General features: G+C 71.8%; 14 protein-coding genes. 11 read left to right on the forward strand and 3 right to left on the reverse strand.

Annotated features, from left to right (window positions below; genetic code table 11):
* Positions 1 to 4 precede the first annotated feature (4 nt).
* The 8 genes from mycP to ACLJOK_RS00120 all read left to right on the forward strand — a co-directional run bounded on the left by mycP (position 5) and on the right by ACLJOK_RS00120 (position 9,084).
* The gene (gene mycP, locus ACLJOK_RS00085) at positions 5 to 1,426 is read left to right on the forward strand and encodes a type VII secretion-associated serine protease mycosin (protein WP_410815356.1); all 1,422 of its coding nucleotides are present in this window, start codon (positions 5 to 7) and stop codon (positions 1,424 to 1,426) included.
* A 157-nt stretch (positions 1,427 to 1,583) separates the two neighbouring features.
* Positions 1,584 to 2,396 (forward strand): TIGR03936 family radical SAM-associated protein, encoded by an 813-nt coding sequence (locus tag ACLJOK_RS00090; RefSeq protein ID WP_410815357.1) that lies wholly within the window; start codon positions 1,584 to 1,586, stop codon positions 2,394 to 2,396.
* A gap of 131 nt (positions 2,397 to 2,527) precedes the next feature.
* Positions 2,528 to 5,656, forward strand: a complete 3,129-nt coding sequence (locus tag ACLJOK_RS00095; protein ID WP_410815359.1) for an Rne/Rng family ribonuclease — start codon at positions 2,528 to 2,530, stop codon at positions 5,654 to 5,656.
* A 116-nt stretch (positions 5,657 to 5,772) separates the two neighbouring features.
* Positions 5,773 to 6,255, forward strand: a complete 483-nt coding sequence (locus tag ACLJOK_RS00100) for a hypothetical protein (protein ID WP_410815360.1) — start codon at positions 5,773 to 5,775, stop codon at positions 6,253 to 6,255.
* Positions 6,256 to 6,421: 166 nt separating this feature from the next.
* Entirely contained in the window at positions 6,422 to 6,736 is a 315-nt protein-coding gene (rplU, locus tag ACLJOK_RS00105; RefSeq protein WP_007464063.1) for a 50S ribosomal protein L21, read from the forward strand.
* 11 nt (positions 6,737 to 6,747) lie between these two features.
* On the forward strand, positions 6,748 to 7,002 hold the full coding sequence (gene rpmA, locus ACLJOK_RS00110) for a 50S ribosomal protein L27 (RefSeq protein ID WP_007464062.1): 255 nt from the start codon (positions 6,748 to 6,750) through the stop codon (positions 7,000 to 7,002).
* 95 nt (positions 7,003 to 7,097) lie between these two features.
* Entirely contained in the window at positions 7,098 to 8,564 is a 1,467-nt protein-coding gene (gene obgE, locus ACLJOK_RS00115; protein WP_410815361.1) for a GTPase ObgE, read from the forward strand.
* A gap of 70 nt (positions 8,565 to 8,634) precedes the next feature.
* Positions 8,635 to 9,084: a GNAT family N-acetyltransferase gene (locus ACLJOK_RS00120; RefSeq protein ID WP_410815363.1), complete on the forward strand. Its 450-nt coding sequence runs from the start codon at positions 8,635 to 8,637 to the stop codon at positions 9,082 to 9,084.
* 61 nt (positions 9,085 to 9,145) lie between these two features.
* On the opposite strand, the gene ACLJOK_RS00125 is transcribed toward ACLJOK_RS00120, so the two are convergent.
* Positions 9,146 to 9,637: a DUF4383 domain-containing protein gene (locus tag ACLJOK_RS00125; RefSeq protein WP_410815364.1), complete on the reverse strand. Its 492-nt coding sequence runs from the start codon at positions 9,635 to 9,637 to the stop codon at positions 9,146 to 9,148.
* Positions 9,638 to 9,866: 229 nt separating this feature from the next.
* On the opposite strand from ACLJOK_RS00125, the gene ACLJOK_RS00130 reads away from it, so the two are divergent.
* The 3 genes from ACLJOK_RS00130 to ACLJOK_RS00140 are packed head-to-tail and all read left to right on the forward strand — an operon-like array spanning position 9,867 to position 11,825.
* Positions 9,867 to 10,712, forward strand: coding sequence for a hypothetical protein (locus ACLJOK_RS00130; protein WP_410815365.1), 846 nt, complete (start codon positions 9,867 to 9,869; stop codon positions 10,710 to 10,712).
* A 31-nt stretch (positions 10,713 to 10,743) separates the two neighbouring features.
* Complete coding sequence (locus ACLJOK_RS00135) at positions 10,744 to 11,211, forward strand: phage holin family protein (protein WP_410815366.1); 468 nt, start codon at positions 10,744 to 10,746, stop codon at positions 11,209 to 11,211.
* A complete protein-coding gene (locus ACLJOK_RS00140) occupies positions 11,208 to 11,825 on the forward strand; it encodes a DUF3618 domain-containing protein (protein ID WP_410815367.1) in 618 nt (205 codons plus the stop codon). Before ACLJOK_RS00135 ends, ACLJOK_RS00140 begins: the two co-directional genes overlap by 4 nt.
* A gap of 106 nt (positions 11,826 to 11,931) precedes the next feature.
* Here the strand turns inward: ACLJOK_RS00140 and ACLJOK_RS00145 are convergent, their stop codons facing one another.
* Together ACLJOK_RS00145 and ACLJOK_RS00150 are read right to left on the reverse strand one after the other, a co-directional pair.
* Complete coding sequence (locus tag ACLJOK_RS00145) at positions 11,932 to 12,975, reverse strand: glycosyltransferase (RefSeq protein ID WP_410815368.1); 1,044 nt, start codon at positions 12,973 to 12,975, stop codon at positions 11,932 to 11,934.
* Between the two features lie 13 nt (positions 12,976 to 12,988).
* The gene (locus ACLJOK_RS00150; protein ID WP_410815370.1) at positions 12,989 to 14,236 is read right to left on the reverse strand and encodes a cytochrome P450; all 1,248 of its coding nucleotides are present in this window, start codon (positions 14,234 to 14,236) and stop codon (positions 12,989 to 12,991) included.
* Positions 14,237 to 14,310 lie beyond the last annotated feature (74 nt).

Here is a 14,310-nt window from a genome sequence, read left to right on the forward strand (position 1 = left end):
GCGGATGAGCGTGAACGTCGGAAGCCTCCGGCCGGTGGTCGCCTGCCTGCTGGCGGGGCTCCTGGTGGTGGGGGCCGCTCAACCGGCGGCCGCCGCGCCCCGGCGGGCCGAGCAGTGGTATGTGGACGAGCTCCGGATCGAGCAGGCACACAAGATTTCGACCGGGCGGGGCGTGGTCGTGGCCGTGATCGACAGTGGCGTCGAGGCCAGCCATCCGGACCTGCGCGGTCAGGTGCTCGCCGGTGGTCGCAGTTACGGCGCCTCCGGTGACGGCCGGTCCGACGATGACGGGCACGGCACGCACATGGCCGGCATCATCGCGGCGAAACCCAGCAGCGACGGGGTGGTAGGCGTCGCCCCCGGTGTGAAGATCCTGCCCATCAAGATGCGCAAGGACGACGGGTCCTACCGTGACACCGGGGTTGCCCGGGGCGTCCGGATGGCCGTCGACGGCGGCGCCAAGGTGATCAACATGTCATTTGGTGGCCCGGGCGTTGCCAACCCGGTGGAGCAGGACGCGATCAAGTACGCGTTGGACCGTGACGTCGTCGTGGTCGCCGCTGCCGGCAACACCGCCAGGGGCAGCGTCGCCGTGGACGGTCCTGCCAACACCCCGGGTGTGATCGCGGTGACCGGGACGACCCGGGGTGGCGCGTTCTGGTCCGGCTCCGTCCAGGGGCCGGAGGCGGTGGTCGCCGCTCCGGGCGACGGCATCTACAACGTCCTCAACGAGGCGGGCTACGGCTGGGGCGACGGAACCTCCGACTCTTCAGCGATCGTCTCCGGTCTCGCCGCGCTGATCCGATCGAAATATCCGGACCTCAGCGCTCCCAACGTGATCAACCGGATCATCCGGACCGCCCGGGACGCGGGTCCATCCGGACGAGACCCGCAGTACGGCTTCGGCGTGATCGACCCGATGAGGGCGCTGACCGCGAGCGTGCCGTCGGTCGCCGCCAACCCGTTGCTCGACCCGGCGGCGGCGGCGACCGACCCGGACCCGGCCCGCACCGGGGGCGCGGACGAGGAGTTCGACGTCACCCAGCACGGCGATCGCGGTGGTCCGACCGACCAGCAGGTCATGGTCATCGGCATCGGCATCGCCGTGGCGCTGGTGTTGCTGCTGGGGCTGGCGGTGTTCCTCATCTGGAACCGCCGTCGGTACCGACGGGAGGCGGCCCGGGCCGCCGACATCCCGGATGAGGTGCTCGACCGGGAGGCCCCCGGCGGATACCCGGGGTCGGACGCGGACTACGCCCCGCCGCCCGGCTACCCGCCACCTCCCGGTCACGGCCCGCCCTCCGGTCACGGCCCGCCCTCCGGTTACGGCCCGCCCTCCGGCTACGGCCAGCCGTCCGGTTATGCCCCGCCCTCCGGTTACGGCCCGCCGGGCGGGCCGCCGCCCGCCCCGCCGAGGGAGCGGTAACCGGTCCCGATCATGGTGGCCGGCTGGTGACCTCCGCGTCACCGGCCGGCCATCGGCTTTCGCCGCGGGCGGTCACGACCCCGTCGACCGGTTTGTACCCGTCTGCCGGGGCGATCCGACCGCCCCGGCTGCGTACCGTCACGAGCCCTGCGCCAGGATGGGCGGACACGCAGGTACACCCGAGGAGCCCACGATCGCCAGAAAGCCTCAACCCGAGGGCGGCCAGGCACCGGTCGTCCAGCGCGTCCGTATCCGGTACGCCAAACGCGGGCCGCTGCGATTCACCTCGCACCGGGACTTCGCCCGGGCGTTCGAGCGCGCGCTACGCCGGGCCGCCGTGCCGGTCGCCTTCTCCCAGGGTTTCCACCCGCACCCGAAGATCTCCTACGCCAGCGCCGCGCCGACCGGGGTGGCGAGCGAGGCGGAGTACCTGGAAATCGCCCTTCAGGCGACCGTCGACCCGGATGCGTTGCGCGCCGCGTTGGACGCCGCGCTCTCGCCGGGGCTGGACGTCCTCGACGCCGTGATCGCCGAAGGGGGCAACCTGCCGGACCGGATCGAGGCGTCGCACTGGCACATCGAGTTGCCTGAGGTCGACACGGCGGTGCTGCGCGCCGCTGTGGACGCCTTCGTAGCGGCCGAGGAGGTGCTGGTCGAGCGGATGACCAAGCAGGGTCGACGCACTTTCGACGCCCGAGCCGCTGTGATGTCGATCGATGTCCAGCCGCCTACGCCGACGCCTTCCGGGGCGCCGGTCGTACCGTGTGCGATACTCGAACTGGTCGTGCGGCAGGTCACCCCGTCCGTACGGCCCGATGACGTCCTTTCCGGCCTCCGCGTGGTGGCCGACCTGGAGCCGCCGGTTTCGCCGAGGGTGACACGGCTGGCTCAGGGCACGTTGACCGCGCAGGGTGCGATCGTGGATCCGTTGGATGCGGACCGCGACGGGGCAGCCATCGTTGGGCACTGACCGACGGTCGGTGTTCTGGCAGGCAGACTTCGGCGGTCGCGCACCACGCGCGCCCGGCGGAAACACTTTTGCGGCGACCCTGCGTGGCAGCGCTCACCCGCGCCCGGGCTAGCCAGAACTGGAGAACGTCCATGCTCGAGAACGAGCCCGAGGGCGGCGAACGGACCGGTTCACAGCCGGCCGGTGAGCCCGCCGACCAGAGCACCACGGCCGATGGCGCCGCCGTCGAGACCTCCACCACTGCCGTCGGTTCCGCCTCGGTGGAACCGGGCGGCGCGGAGAGCGCTCCCGCTGGGGCCGAGCCGGCCGCGCCGGTGCGGCGCACCCGGGCGACCCGTCGTCGGGCCGCCCCGCTCAACCAGCCGGAGCAGACCGACGCCCCGATCGAGGCGCCCACCGGTGGCGCCGGCAACGTCGAGTCGCCGCAGGCGGAGGTCTTCGCCCCGATCTCCGGCGACCTGGACGTCGCCCCGAAGACTCCCCGGCGCCGCCGCAAGGCCACCCCCGTCGAGACGACCGCTGAGGAGCCGCTGGTCGCCGCCACCGCGGAGGCGGCCTCGGCCGAGGTGGTCCCGCCGGTCAAGGTGACCCGTACCCGGCGCAAGAAGGCCACACCGGCTGCCGTCGAGGAGCCGCCCGCCACCGAGCAGCCGACCGCCGCCGACGAGGCGCCCGCGGTCGAGGAGCCGGTCGTCGAGGAGCCGGACGTCGTCGAGGAGCCGGCGGAGTCCGACCTGCGCGAGGCCGAGGCCGAGTTGAACGACTCCCCGGCCCTCCCGAGCACGTCCGCCGCCGAGCTGGCCTGGAGCAGCGGTGCACAGGAGCGCTCCGGTGAGGTGCCACCGGGTGTGGCCGTCTCCGGTGTGACGGATGAGCCGAACGAGCCGGCCGAGATCGAGCCGGAGCAGCCGCGTACCCGTCGTCGCCGTGCTGCGCTCTCCGCGCCCACGGTGCTGTTCATGGCACCGCAGCCGGACGCCGTGCCGGTGACCCGACCGGTGGAGCCCGCCGCGGCGACCGAGGAGCCGGCCGTCGAGGAAGCCGCCGAGCCGTCCCGCCGCCGTCGGCGTGGTCGCCGCGAGGTCGAGCCGGTGGAGCCGATCGAGGCGATCGAGGCCGAGGAGGAGCCGACCGAGGAGGCCGACGAGGCCGCCGAGGCGGATGAGGACGACGAGGACAGCGCCGCCGCGCGCCGCCGCCGCCGGCGTGGTCGCCGGGGCCGGGGCCGGGGCAAGGGCGGGGCCGACGACGCCGAGGACGAGGAGTCCGAGGAGGCGGCGCAGGCCGACGAGGAAGAGACCGCCGAGGCCGAAGCCGAGGGCGACGAGGACGAGGAGTCCGAGGGCGGGGACGGCCTGACCCGCCGTCGCCGTCGCCGTCGCCGCCGTGGCGCGGGTGACACCGAGGGCGCGGCCGACGACGGCGTGCCGACCGTGGTGAAGATCCGCGAGCCGCGCCGGACCGTCGACGAGGTGCAGGGTGTCTCCGGCTCGACCCGGCTGGAGGCCAAGCGCCAGCGTCGCCGGGACGGTCGGGAGCAGCGCCGTACCCGCCCGCCGATCCTCAGTGAGTCGGAGTTCCTGGCGCGCAGGGAGGCCGTCGACCGGGTGATGGCGGTCCGCCAGCGCGGTGACCGTACCCAGATCGCCGTCCTGGAGGACGGCGTGCTGGTCGAGCACTACGTCACCCGCAACTCCTCCGGGACGATGGCCGGCAACGTGTACCTGGGCAAGGTGCAGAACGTGCTGCCGAGCATGGAGGCCGCGTTCGTCGACGTCGGTCGGGGCCGCAACGCCGTGCTGTACGCCGGTGAGGTCAACTGGGACACCTCCGGGCTGGAGGGGCGGGCCCGCTCGATCGAGCAGGCGCTGCGCTCCGGCGACTCGGTGCTGGTCCAGGTCACCAAGGACCCGATCGGGCACAAGGGCGCCCGACTGACCAGCCACATCGCGCTCTCGGGCCGACACCTGGTCTACGTACCCAACGGCAACGCCTCCGGGATCAGCCGCAAGCTGCCGGACAACGAGCGCAAGCGGCTGCGCGACGTGCTCAAGAAGCTGGTCCCGGACGGCGCGGGCGTGATCGTCCGGACGGCTGCCGAGGGCGCCACCGAGGACGAGCTGGCCCGCGACGTCAAGCGGCTCCAGGCGCAGTGGGAGGACATCCAGGCCAAGGCTGCCGAGGGCGGCGCCCCGGCGCTGCTCTACGGGGAGCCCGACCTGGTCATCCGGGTGGTCCGGGACCTGTTCAACGAAGACTTCCGCGAGCTGGTGATCGAGGGCGAGCAGTCGTACGACATCGTCGAGTCGTACCTGTCGCACGTCTCGCCGGACCTGGTCGACCGGGTGCGTCGGCACGTCGGCACGAGCGACGTCTTCGCCGAGTACCGGATCGACGAGCAGATCATCAAGGGCCTGGACCGCAAGGTCTTCCTGCCCTCCGGTGGCTCGCTGGTGATCGACCGCACCGAGGCGATGACTGTCGTCGACGTCAACACCGGCAAGTACACCGGCTCCGGGGGCAACCTGGAGGAGACCGTCACCCGCAACAACCTGGAGGCGGCGGAGGAGATCGTGCGTCAGCTCCGGCTGCGCGACATCGGCGGCATCCTGGTGATCGACTTTATCGACATGGTGTTGGAGTCGAACCGTGAGCTGGTGCTGCGCCGACTCACCGAGTGCCTGGGTCGGGACCGCACCAAGCACCAGGTCACCGAGATCACGTCGCTCGGCCTGGTGCAGATGACCCGTAAGCGGATCGGCGCGGGCCTGCTGGAGGCGTTCAGCGAGACCTGCGAGTGCTGCAAGGGCCGGGGCGTCATCATGCACACCGAGCCGGTGCCGGAGAAGCCACGCCCCGCCGGTGCGGGGGAGAAGGTCAAGGCGGTCGCCTCGGCGGTCGCTCCCGCTCCGGCGACCGAGCAGGCTGCCACCACCTCGTCCCGCCGCCGGGCGCGCAAGAACGCCCCGGCCGCGGCCGAGCGGACCGCCGTCGAGGTCGTCGACACCGACACCGACCCCAGGGCCGAGCCGGACGCCGACTACCAGGACACCATGGGCTACGACCTGTCCCGCTACGAGTCGGACACCGCCGCCGCCCCGGCGATCTCCGACGCTCAGCAGGGTGAGTCGGCTCGGCTGGCCGCGGCGGACGACCCGGACGCGCTCGCCGACGGGGAGGGCGACGAGGAGACCACCGAGGGTGGTGGCGGCCGTCGCCGGTCGCGTCGCGGTGGCGCCCGTCGGCGGACCCGCCCCTGAGCGCCTGACCGGCCACGTGTTTGACGAGGTCCCTCTCCCGGCAAAGTGACGGGGGAGGGACCTCGTCGTTGTGGCCACCCGGTCCTCGATCGGCCGTCCCAGGTCAGGAGAAGAAGATGCGCCGTCTGCTCGCGGTCACCGCGCTGCTCACCATGCTCACCGTCGCGGCCGGCTGCTCCACCGGTGGGACCGCCGAGGGCGCTGGCTCGGCGGCCGCTGGCACCCCTCCCGGCCCGACCGGCATGCCGGCCAGCGGTGGTGCGGCGGGCGGCAACGCCACCCAGGTCTGCGCCGCCGCGCAGGAGGCCAGCACCACTGCCGTTCGGACGTACGTGGCGGAGTTGGGTCAGATGCTGGTGGCGGTGGGTGCGGGGGACAGCCGTACGGCCGAGGCCGCCCGGGTAAGGGCCGAGGCGGCGCTGGCGAACTGGCGGACCGTACTTCGGGAGCAGTCGGAGCGGACCGACGATCCGCAGCTCAAGACTCTGCTCACCGACCTCGGCAGCGAGGTTTCCGCGCTCGGCGCCGACGTCGAGTCGATCGACGAGACCGAACTCGACCGGCTCCAGCAGCGCCTCGACCAGCTCTGCGCGCGCTGAGCAGGGCGGGCCGGTTTGGGGTCCGGGCCAGCGATGGCGTACTCTTGCCTGCGGCCCACCTTTGGTGTGCCGAGTTCCCGTGTGCCCGCGCCGCCGTGCACTGCTACCCGGCGAGCCGCTGCGGGAACGACCGCCAGCAGCCTCAACGACAGGGAGTCCGCCTCCGATGTACGCGATCGTCAAGACCGGCGGCAAGCAGTACAAGGTCGCCGAGGGCGACGTGATCGAGGTCGAGAAGCTCACCGGTGCCCCCGGTGACGCGGTGAAGCTCACCGCGGTGCTCCTCGTCGACGGTGACGACCTGGTGACCGACGCGGCGAAGCTTGCCGAGGTCGCGGTGTCCGGCGAAATCGCCGCGCACACCAAGGGCCCGAAGATCCGGATCCACAAGTTCAAGAACAAGACTGGCTACCACAAGCGCCAGGGTCACCGCCAGCCGTTGACCCAGGTCAAGGTGACCGGCATCTCCAGCGGGAAGTAGGTCGTCCTCCAATGGCTCACAAAAAGGGTGCGTCCAGCTCGCGTAACGGTCGTGACTCCGCGGCCCAGCGACTCGGCGTGAAGCGCTTCGGTGGTCAGGTCGTCAGCGCCGGTGAGATCATCATCCGGCAGCGTGGCACCAAGTTCCACCCCGGTGACCTGGTCGGCCGTGGCGGCGACGACACGCTGTTCGCGCTGTCCGCCGGTGCGGTCCTGTTCGGCACCAAGCGCGGTCGCAAGACCGTCAGCATCGTTCCGCAGCAGTAGTTCTCGGGCTAAGCGGGCCGCGGACCTCCGGGTCCCGGCCCGCTTGGCCTTTTTAGCGAAGTGCGAGGTCGAGCCTCGCTGGAAGGATTGACGCCGTGGCAACGTTCGTTGACCGGGTCGTTCTGCATCTGCAGGCCGGCGATGGCGGGCACGGTTGTGCCTCGATCCACCGCGAGAAGTTCAAGCCCTTCGGTGGGCCGGACGGCGGCAACGGTGGGCACGGGGGCAGCGTGTCCCTGGTGGTCGACCCGCAGGTGACCACGCTGCTCGACTTCCACTTCCACCCGCACGTCAAGGCCGACAACGGCAAGGGTGGCGCCGGCTCGAACCGGGACGGGGGCAACGGCCACAACCTGGTGCTGAAGGTGCCCAACGGCACAGTGGTGCAGACCTCCGATGGCACAGTGCTGGCCGACATGGTCGGCGCCGGCACCACCTTCGAGGTCGCCCGCGGCGGGCGCGGCGGGCGGGGCAACGCCTCGCTGGCCAACGCCAAGCGCAAGGCGCCCGGCTTCGCCGAGCTGGGGGAGCCCGGCGACCAACTGGACATCGTGCTGGAGCTGAAGAGCGTTGCCGATGTGGGCCTGGTGGGCTTCCCGTCCGCCGGCAAGTCGTCGCTGATCTCGGTGATCTCCGCCGCGAAGCCGAAGATCGCCGACTACCCGTTCACCACACTGGTGCCCAACCTCGGCGTGGTCCGGATGGACAACCACACCTTCACCGTCGCGGACGTGCCGGGCCTGATCCCCGGCGCGGCCACCGGTAAGGGCCTGGGCCTGGAGTTCCTGCGGCACATCGAGCGCTGCGCCGTGCTGGTGCACGTCATCGACTCCGCGACCCTGGAGCCCGGCCGTGACCCGGTGGCCGACATCGACGCCATCGAGGCCGAGCTGAGCCAGTACGGCGGCCTGACCGACCGCCCACGGCTGGTCGCCATCAACAAGATCGACGTGCCGGATGGCCGCGACCTCGCCGAGATCGTGCGACCCGACCTGGAGGAGCGCGGTTACCAGGTGTACGAGGTCTCCGCGGCCACCCGGGAGGGGCTCAAGGAGCTGACCTACGCGATGGCCGATCTGGTCGACGCAGAGCGTAAGGCCGCCCCGCCCGCCGAGCCGACCCGGATCGTCATCCGCCCGATGGCCGTGGACGACGACGGTTTCACCATCACGGCCGAGGCGGACGGCTCGTTCACAGTGCGCGGTGTCCGGCCGGAGCGCTGGGTCAAGCAGACCAACTTCGACAACGACGAGGCGGTCGGCTACCTGGCTGACCGGCTGGCCCGGCTCGGGGTGGAGGACAAGCTGGCCAAGGCCGGCGCGCAGCCCGGTGACCTGGTCCGGATCGGCGTGCGCGAGTTCGACTGGCAGCCGACCCTCTTCGCCGGTGTGGACTTCGTACCCGGCAACCGGGGCACCGACGTCCGCCTGGAGGAGAAGTCGAACCGGGCCTCCGCCGCGGATCGGCTCGCCGCCCGGAAGGCTCGCCGGGTGCGGTCGGCGGACGAGGTGGGTGCGGACGCGTCCGACGACGCCATCGACGACGAGGACGACGCCGAGTAGTTCGTTGCGCTCCGTGGTGGGGTTGATTTCCGGAAACCTCCCCGAAATCCACGCGTCCTAGCGTGGGGTGATGCTGATCGAGTCCCGTCCTGCCATCGATCCGGAGATCGCCGCCATGGTCACCGCGCAGCAGCGTGAGCTGCGCGAGGCCGATGGTGGGTTGGACGGGCAGGTCTTCTTCCCCCACGACGACGTCCGCTACCTTGCGGTGGTGGTGAACGGTCGGGCGGTCGCCTGCGGTGGGCTCCAGGCGCTCGATGCCGAGACCGGCGAGGTCAAGCGGATGTACGTCCGGCCGGCGTACCGGGGGCGGGGGATCGGTCGTCAGTTGCTCGCCGCGCTGGAGGAGTGCGCGTTCCGGCAGGGGCACTCGGTGGTCTGCCTGGAGACCGGCACCTACCTGCCGGCCGCTATCGCCCTGTACACCTCGTGTGGCTACGAGCGGATCCCGGTCTACGGCGAGTACGTGGGCAACCCGTACAGCGTCTGTTTTGCCAAGCGGTTGCCGGTAGCGGCCTGACGGCCGCGCCGCCGTTCAACCGGCGCGAGCACGACACCCAGGCGCGACCACGAAACCCAGGTCAGTGCCGGTCGGCGGGGTTGTCCAGGCGCCCGCCGGTGCCGGCCTGGTTCGACAGCAGCAGCCCCAGCGCGAGCATCCCGAAGCCGAGCGCGAGGTGCAGCCAGTTGTCGGCGTCGTTGACTGGCAGGATGTTCGCCCCGCCCTCCGGGTTGACGGCCTCGATCACCAGCCCGTACAGCCAGAGAGCTAGGTAGATCGCGCCACCGGCGGCGAGGAACACGCGGGCGCCGGCGACGCTGCGGGCCAGCACCAGGCCGGCCAGCCCGAAGAGCAGGTGCACCACGTTGTGCAGGATCGACACCTGGAACAGCCCGAGCAGGTGGGCGTCCGAGTGGTGCCCGGCGAACCGCAGGTCGCCGTAGTCGGTGGTGATGCCGGGGATGAAGCCGAGGACGCCGATCAGCAGGAAGACCCCGGCCACGACCAGCGCGGCGAGCTGGACCCGGGGTCGGGGGCCGGCCGCTCGGCCGCCTCGTGCGTCTCGTGCCATCGCTGCCCCCTCCATGGATCTACCGGCCTCGCGAACCTCACTGTCCGCAGCGGCGACGTGACGCAGCCCGACGATCCTCCATTTTGAAGACCAACCGGTGGGCCGCGCAGATAAATGCACGAAGAGGTATGGAAGCCAAAACGCAGGGTAGGTGAATGGTCAGCGGCGGCGGCAACGCGCCGCATCCCCCCAGCACAACCGCTACGACTTTCTGAGCGGAAGGGAAATCATGACCCACGATCTTTCACCTACGTCTTCCACGTACGGGCAGCAGTCGACCAACGGCGGTGGCGTCCGCGACCAGGCGCGCCAGGTCGGGTCGGAGGCCGCGCAGGCTGGTGGCGCGGTCGCCCAGACCGCCAAGGAGCAGGGCGCCGAGGTCGGCCGTGAGGCGGCCCGGCAGGCCCGCAACCTGTACGGCGAGGCCCGCAGCCAGCTCGCCAGCCAGACCGGTGAGCAGCAGCGTCGAGCCGCCGGTGGGCTGCGTTCGCTGGCCGACGAGATGCGCTCGATGGCCGAGCAGGGTGGCCAGGCCGGCCCGGTGACCGAGCTGGCCCGCCAGGCCGCCGACCGGGTGCAGGGTGTCGCCGGCTGGCTTGAGCAGCGCGAGCCCGGCGACCTGATCACCGAGGTACGCGACTACGCGCGGCGTAACCCGGGCACCTTCCTGGTCGGCGCTGCGGTGCTCGGTGTGTTGGCCGGCCGGCTGACCCGTGGCATCTCGGCCGCTGGCGACGACTCCGGCAACGGTTCCTCGGCCTTCCGGGGCGCGGGGGCGTACGACCCGGAGGAGACCGCCGTGATCCCGACGCAGCCGCCGGCGCCCCGCGCGGTGCCGGACGCCGTTCCGCCGGGCGGCTACCTCGACCCGACCCCCGGTACGCACACCCCGCCGACGTCCGGTGGCTACACCGACCAGACGCCCGGTACCTACGCCGACCCGACGCCCGGTGGCTCCGCCGAGCCCGGCCGGGCCGACCACCCGGAGCACTCCGGCACCGGCCAGCCGCTGCCGCCGGTGACCCAGACCGACCCGCTGCCGGGCGTGCCGTCCAGCGGCAGCCCTCGCCCGTGACCCGCCGAGCCATCCGAAGGGAGACGACGGCATGAGCATGCCGACGCAGGGGTCCGGACTGGACTCCGGTTACCACCCCGACGCGGGTGCCCCGCACACCGCGGAGGAGGTGAAGGGCAGCTCGCTCGGTGACCTGATGCGTCAGGTCACCACCGACCTGTCGACGCTGATGCGTCAGGAGGTCGAGCTGGCCAAGGCTGAGATCCGGCAGGAGGGCAAGAAGGCCGGCAAGGCCGCGGGCCTCTTCGGCGGTGCCGGCTTCGGCGGCTACATGGTGGCCCTCTTCGTGTCCATCGCCATCTGGCAGTTCCTGGACAACGTCATGGACTCCGGCCTGGCCGCGCTGATCGTGGCCGTGATCTGGGCCGCGGTCGCCGCGGTCCTCTACTCGATGGCCAAGAAGAACGCCCAGCACGTACGCGGGCTCAAGCAGACAAACGACAGCGTGCAGCGGATCCCCGACGCGCTCAAGCCGCACCCGGAGGGAGTCACCCGATGAGCACCGATCCCGATCAGATCCGCCGGGAGATCGAAGCCACCCGTAACAGCCTCAGCTCCGATGTGGATGCGTTGGCGTACAAGGTCAGCCCCAGCCGCATCGTCGACGACCGCAAGCAGCGGGCCCGTTCCGCTCTGCAGAATGTGAGGGACAAGGTCATGGGAACCGCGTCTGACCTCGGCCACGGCACCGGCCAGGCCGCTCACTCGGTGGGTGACCGCGCCTCGTCGGCGGCCTCCAGCGTCAGCGACGCCGCGCACTCCGCGGCGGCCACTGTCAGCGACGCCGCGCACAGCGCTCCGCGCGTGATCCGGCAGAAGTCCCAGGGCAACCCCCTCGCCGCCGGCCTTGTCGCGTTCGGGGTCGGCTGGCTGGCCTCGTCGCTGATCCCGGCCTCCCGCCGGGAGCAGCAGGCGGCCAGCCAGGTCAAGGCCAAGGTCAGCGAGCAGAGCGGGGCGGTAAAGGAGAAGCTGAGCGAGGTCGCCAGCGAGCTGCGCGAGCCGGCCCAGCAGGCCGCCGAGTCGGTGAAGTCCACAGCTCAGGACGCCGTGCACGCGGTCAAGGACGACACGAAGTCCGCCGCCCACCACGTCAAGGACCACGCCACCCCCTGACCCCACCCCAGAGCAGCACGGCAGCTCGCGGTCACCCTCGGGTGCCCGCGAGCTGTCGCGTTGACGTGAGCGCCGATCTTGCGGTTTCGGCTGACGTTCTGTGGGCCTACCGGCGGTTGTGTCCCAACCAGAAGTGCAAGACCGCGGGGAGTTGCGGGTTGCGCGGGGCGGGGTTGGCGGCTCGGCGGATCCGGGTGTCGCCGTAGCGGACACCGCCGAGCAGGAGGCGTTGGGTGACCGCCAGCCAGCCGCACACACCGCGTTCCAACAGCCAGAGTGGGGCCGCCAACGCCGTGGTCGGCGGGAACACCCGGGTGCCGCCGGCGCGGCGGCGACCCGTCTCGGCCAGGGCGACGACCCCGGCCACCGCGCCGAGCAGCAGCCTGGGTCGGCGCGACGCGACCGCCGCCGCCAGTGTCGGCAGCACCGCGAGCGCGGTCAGCAGGCGAGCCGGCTGAGCCAGATCGTCATACGCCTGACGGACCCGTTGACCGCGGAAATGCGCCGCGTCCGGAGGTAGTCGGCGGACGTACAGCCAGGCCGGGGCGGCTTCGGTGCCGCCGTACCCGCGCACCGTGCGGATCAGCTCCAGGTTCTCGAAGAGCACGTCCGGGTCGTACCCGCCCATGGCGAGGAAGGTGCTGCGCCGCACGGCGAGGGTGCCCGGGTAGTCCGCGCCGAGCGCCCGGTTGAGCAGCGTGCGACCGGTGTCCCACCAGGCGTGCCAGGGCAGCGGGTCGAAGTAGTTCTGCGGCCGCACCAGGTCGGCCCGGCCCAGCAGCCGGTGTACCGCGCTCAGCGCGGCCTCGTCGTACCGGACGTCGTCGTCGGCGATCACCACGTGCTCGTGGCCGGCCGCGCGGACCCCGGTGTGTACGCCGAGCACCTTGCCGTTGAGCCCACGCTCGCTCGGGTCCGGCGGGAGGTGCCGGACCAGCCCCCGCCACGCCTCGGCGTGCCGGGCGAAGAGGTGCGGAGGCGAGCCGTCGACCACGAGCACCTCCACCCGGTCACCCAGCCAGCGCAGGTGGTCGGTCAGCTCGGCCAGGCCGGTGTCGGTGTGCCAGCGCAGCGGCAGCACGTACGTCATCGGTAGGCGGGTCGGCGGGTCGTCGGTCCGCCGTGTCGCTTCGTCACCTCGAGCAGCCACGATCATCGTCCGCTCAGGAGGTGTGTCGAACGTTGGTGAGGGTCAGCCCGAGGGGCGGCAGCGCGGGCATCCGGTGCAGATCCAGGGCGAGGTTCTGGACCGGCACCTCGTAGCGCATTGTGGTGGCCAGGTTGGTGACCGCCCGCTTCATCAGGTCGATCGTGATCCACTCGCCGGCGCAGCGGTGCCCGCCCCAGTGATCGCCGCCGCCCTGTGGGATCAGTTCGAACGGGTCCACCCGACGGCCGGCGAACCGCTCCGGGCGAAACAGCTCCGGTTGTGGCCAGAGCGTCGGGTGGTGGTTGGTGCCGTAGAGGTCGAGCAGCACCCGCCGGCCGCGGGGAAAGTGGTGGCCCTGCCAGTCGAAGGACCGCCGGACCCGGGCGGCCGCGATCGGAAAGAACGGGTAGTAGCGGCGTACTTCCTGGACGAACTGCTCGGTGGTCTCGTCGTCGTCACGGACCCGTTCCCGCCAGGCCGGATGGTCGTGCAGGGCGAGCGCGGCGAAGGTCATGTACTGGTCGACGGCGACCACCGGGCGCAGCACGTTGAGCAGCTCCATCGCCGCGATCCGCCGGGGCAGGAGGTCACCGCGCCCGTCCCGGTGTTCGGCGATAACGGCCAGGGCGCTGCCGGCCGGTGCCGGGGCGGAACCGACCCGGGTCCGTTCGATGAGGTCGGCGAGCCAGCGTTCGGCGCGGTACCGGGCGACCCGTCCCCGCCAGTGCCGGGGTCCCAGCACGGCCGGAGCCTCGATCATGGCGTGCAGCTCGACGGTGCGGCGCTCGACCTGCGACGCGGGCAGCGGCACCCCGGCCCACGCGCAGACCACCCGGGTCAGCAGCCGACCCAGCTCGTCGTAGAGCGACACCGGGCCGGCGCCCTCCCAGGCGGTGACCCGGTTCCGCCACTCGTCGTCGAAGAGCTGACCGAGCCGCTGGATCGCCGCCGGCGTCATGATCGACATGAACATGGCCTTGCGGTCGGAGTGCTCCGGCCCGTCCAGCCCCTGCACCCCGCCCCGACCGGTCAGGGTCCGCTGCACCCGCAGCGGCATCGCTGTGGCGCGTTGGAAGCGCTCGGTGTCGTAGAACAGCTCCGCCGCCGGCCGGCCGCGCAGGCAGATGGTCGGGGCGAGCAGGATCCGGGTCTTGAAGACGTCGCTGCCGTACCGCTCGCAGCGCTTGCCGATGAACCGGTAACCGGCGCGGAGCAGCGCGAGGGTGCTGTCCGGGCTGCGGTCGGCCGGCATGGTCGCCATCGGGTCTCCTCACGCGCAGGTGCGGCTGGTCGCCGTTTGTCAGCGCGCTTACCCCCGTCGACGACGCTGAACCC

The organism is Micromonospora sp. 050-3, from assembly GCF_046549335.1.
Classification (GTDB): Bacteria; Actinomycetota; Actinomycetes; order Mycobacteriales; family Micromonosporaceae; genus Micromonospora; species Micromonospora trifolii.

Bases quoted from the DNA above. Each gene is read 5' to 3' on its own strand.
- ACLJOK_RS00140 (WP_410815367.1), top strand. From the start codon at position 11,208: ATGAGCACCGATCCCGATCAGATCCGCCGGGAGATCGAAGCCACCCGT.
- ACLJOK_RS00120 (WP_410815363.1), top strand. From the start codon at position 8,635: ATGCTGATCGAGTCCCGTCCTGCCATCGATCCGGAGATCGCCGCCATG.
- ACLJOK_RS00150 (WP_410815370.1), bottom strand. From the start codon at position 14,236: ATGGCGACCATGCCGGCCGACCGCAGCCCGGACAGCACCCTCGCGCTG.
- ACLJOK_RS00100 (WP_410815360.1), top strand. From the start codon at position 5,773: ATGCGCCGTCTGCTCGCGGTCACCGCGCTGCTCACCATGCTCACCGTC.
- ACLJOK_RS00125 (WP_410815364.1), bottom strand. From the start codon at position 9,637: ATGGCACGAGACGCACGAGGCGGCCGAGCGGCCGGCCCCCGACCCCGG.
- ACLJOK_RS00095 (WP_410815359.1), top strand. From the start codon at position 2,528: ATGCTCGAGAACGAGCCCGAGGGCGGCGAACGGACCGGTTCACAGCCG.
- ACLJOK_RS00130 (WP_410815365.1), top strand. From the start codon at position 9,867: ATGACCCACGATCTTTCACCTACGTCTTCCACGTACGGGCAGCAGTCG.
- rplU (WP_007464063.1), top strand. From the start codon at position 6,422: ATGTACGCGATCGTCAAGACCGGCGGCAAGCAGTACAAGGTCGCCGAG.
- ACLJOK_RS00135 (WP_410815366.1), top strand. From the start codon at position 10,744: ATGAGCATGCCGACGCAGGGGTCCGGACTGGACTCCGGTTACCACCCC.
- mycP (WP_410815356.1), top strand. From the start codon at position 5: ATGAGCGTGAACGTCGGAAGCCTCCGGCCGGTGGTCGCCTGCCTGCTG.
- rpmA (WP_007464062.1), top strand. From the start codon at position 6,748: ATGGCTCACAAAAAGGGTGCGTCCAGCTCGCGTAACGGTCGTGACTCC.
- ACLJOK_RS00090 (WP_410815357.1), top strand. From the start codon at position 1,584: ATGGGCGGACACGCAGGTACACCCGAGGAGCCCACGATCGCCAGAAAG.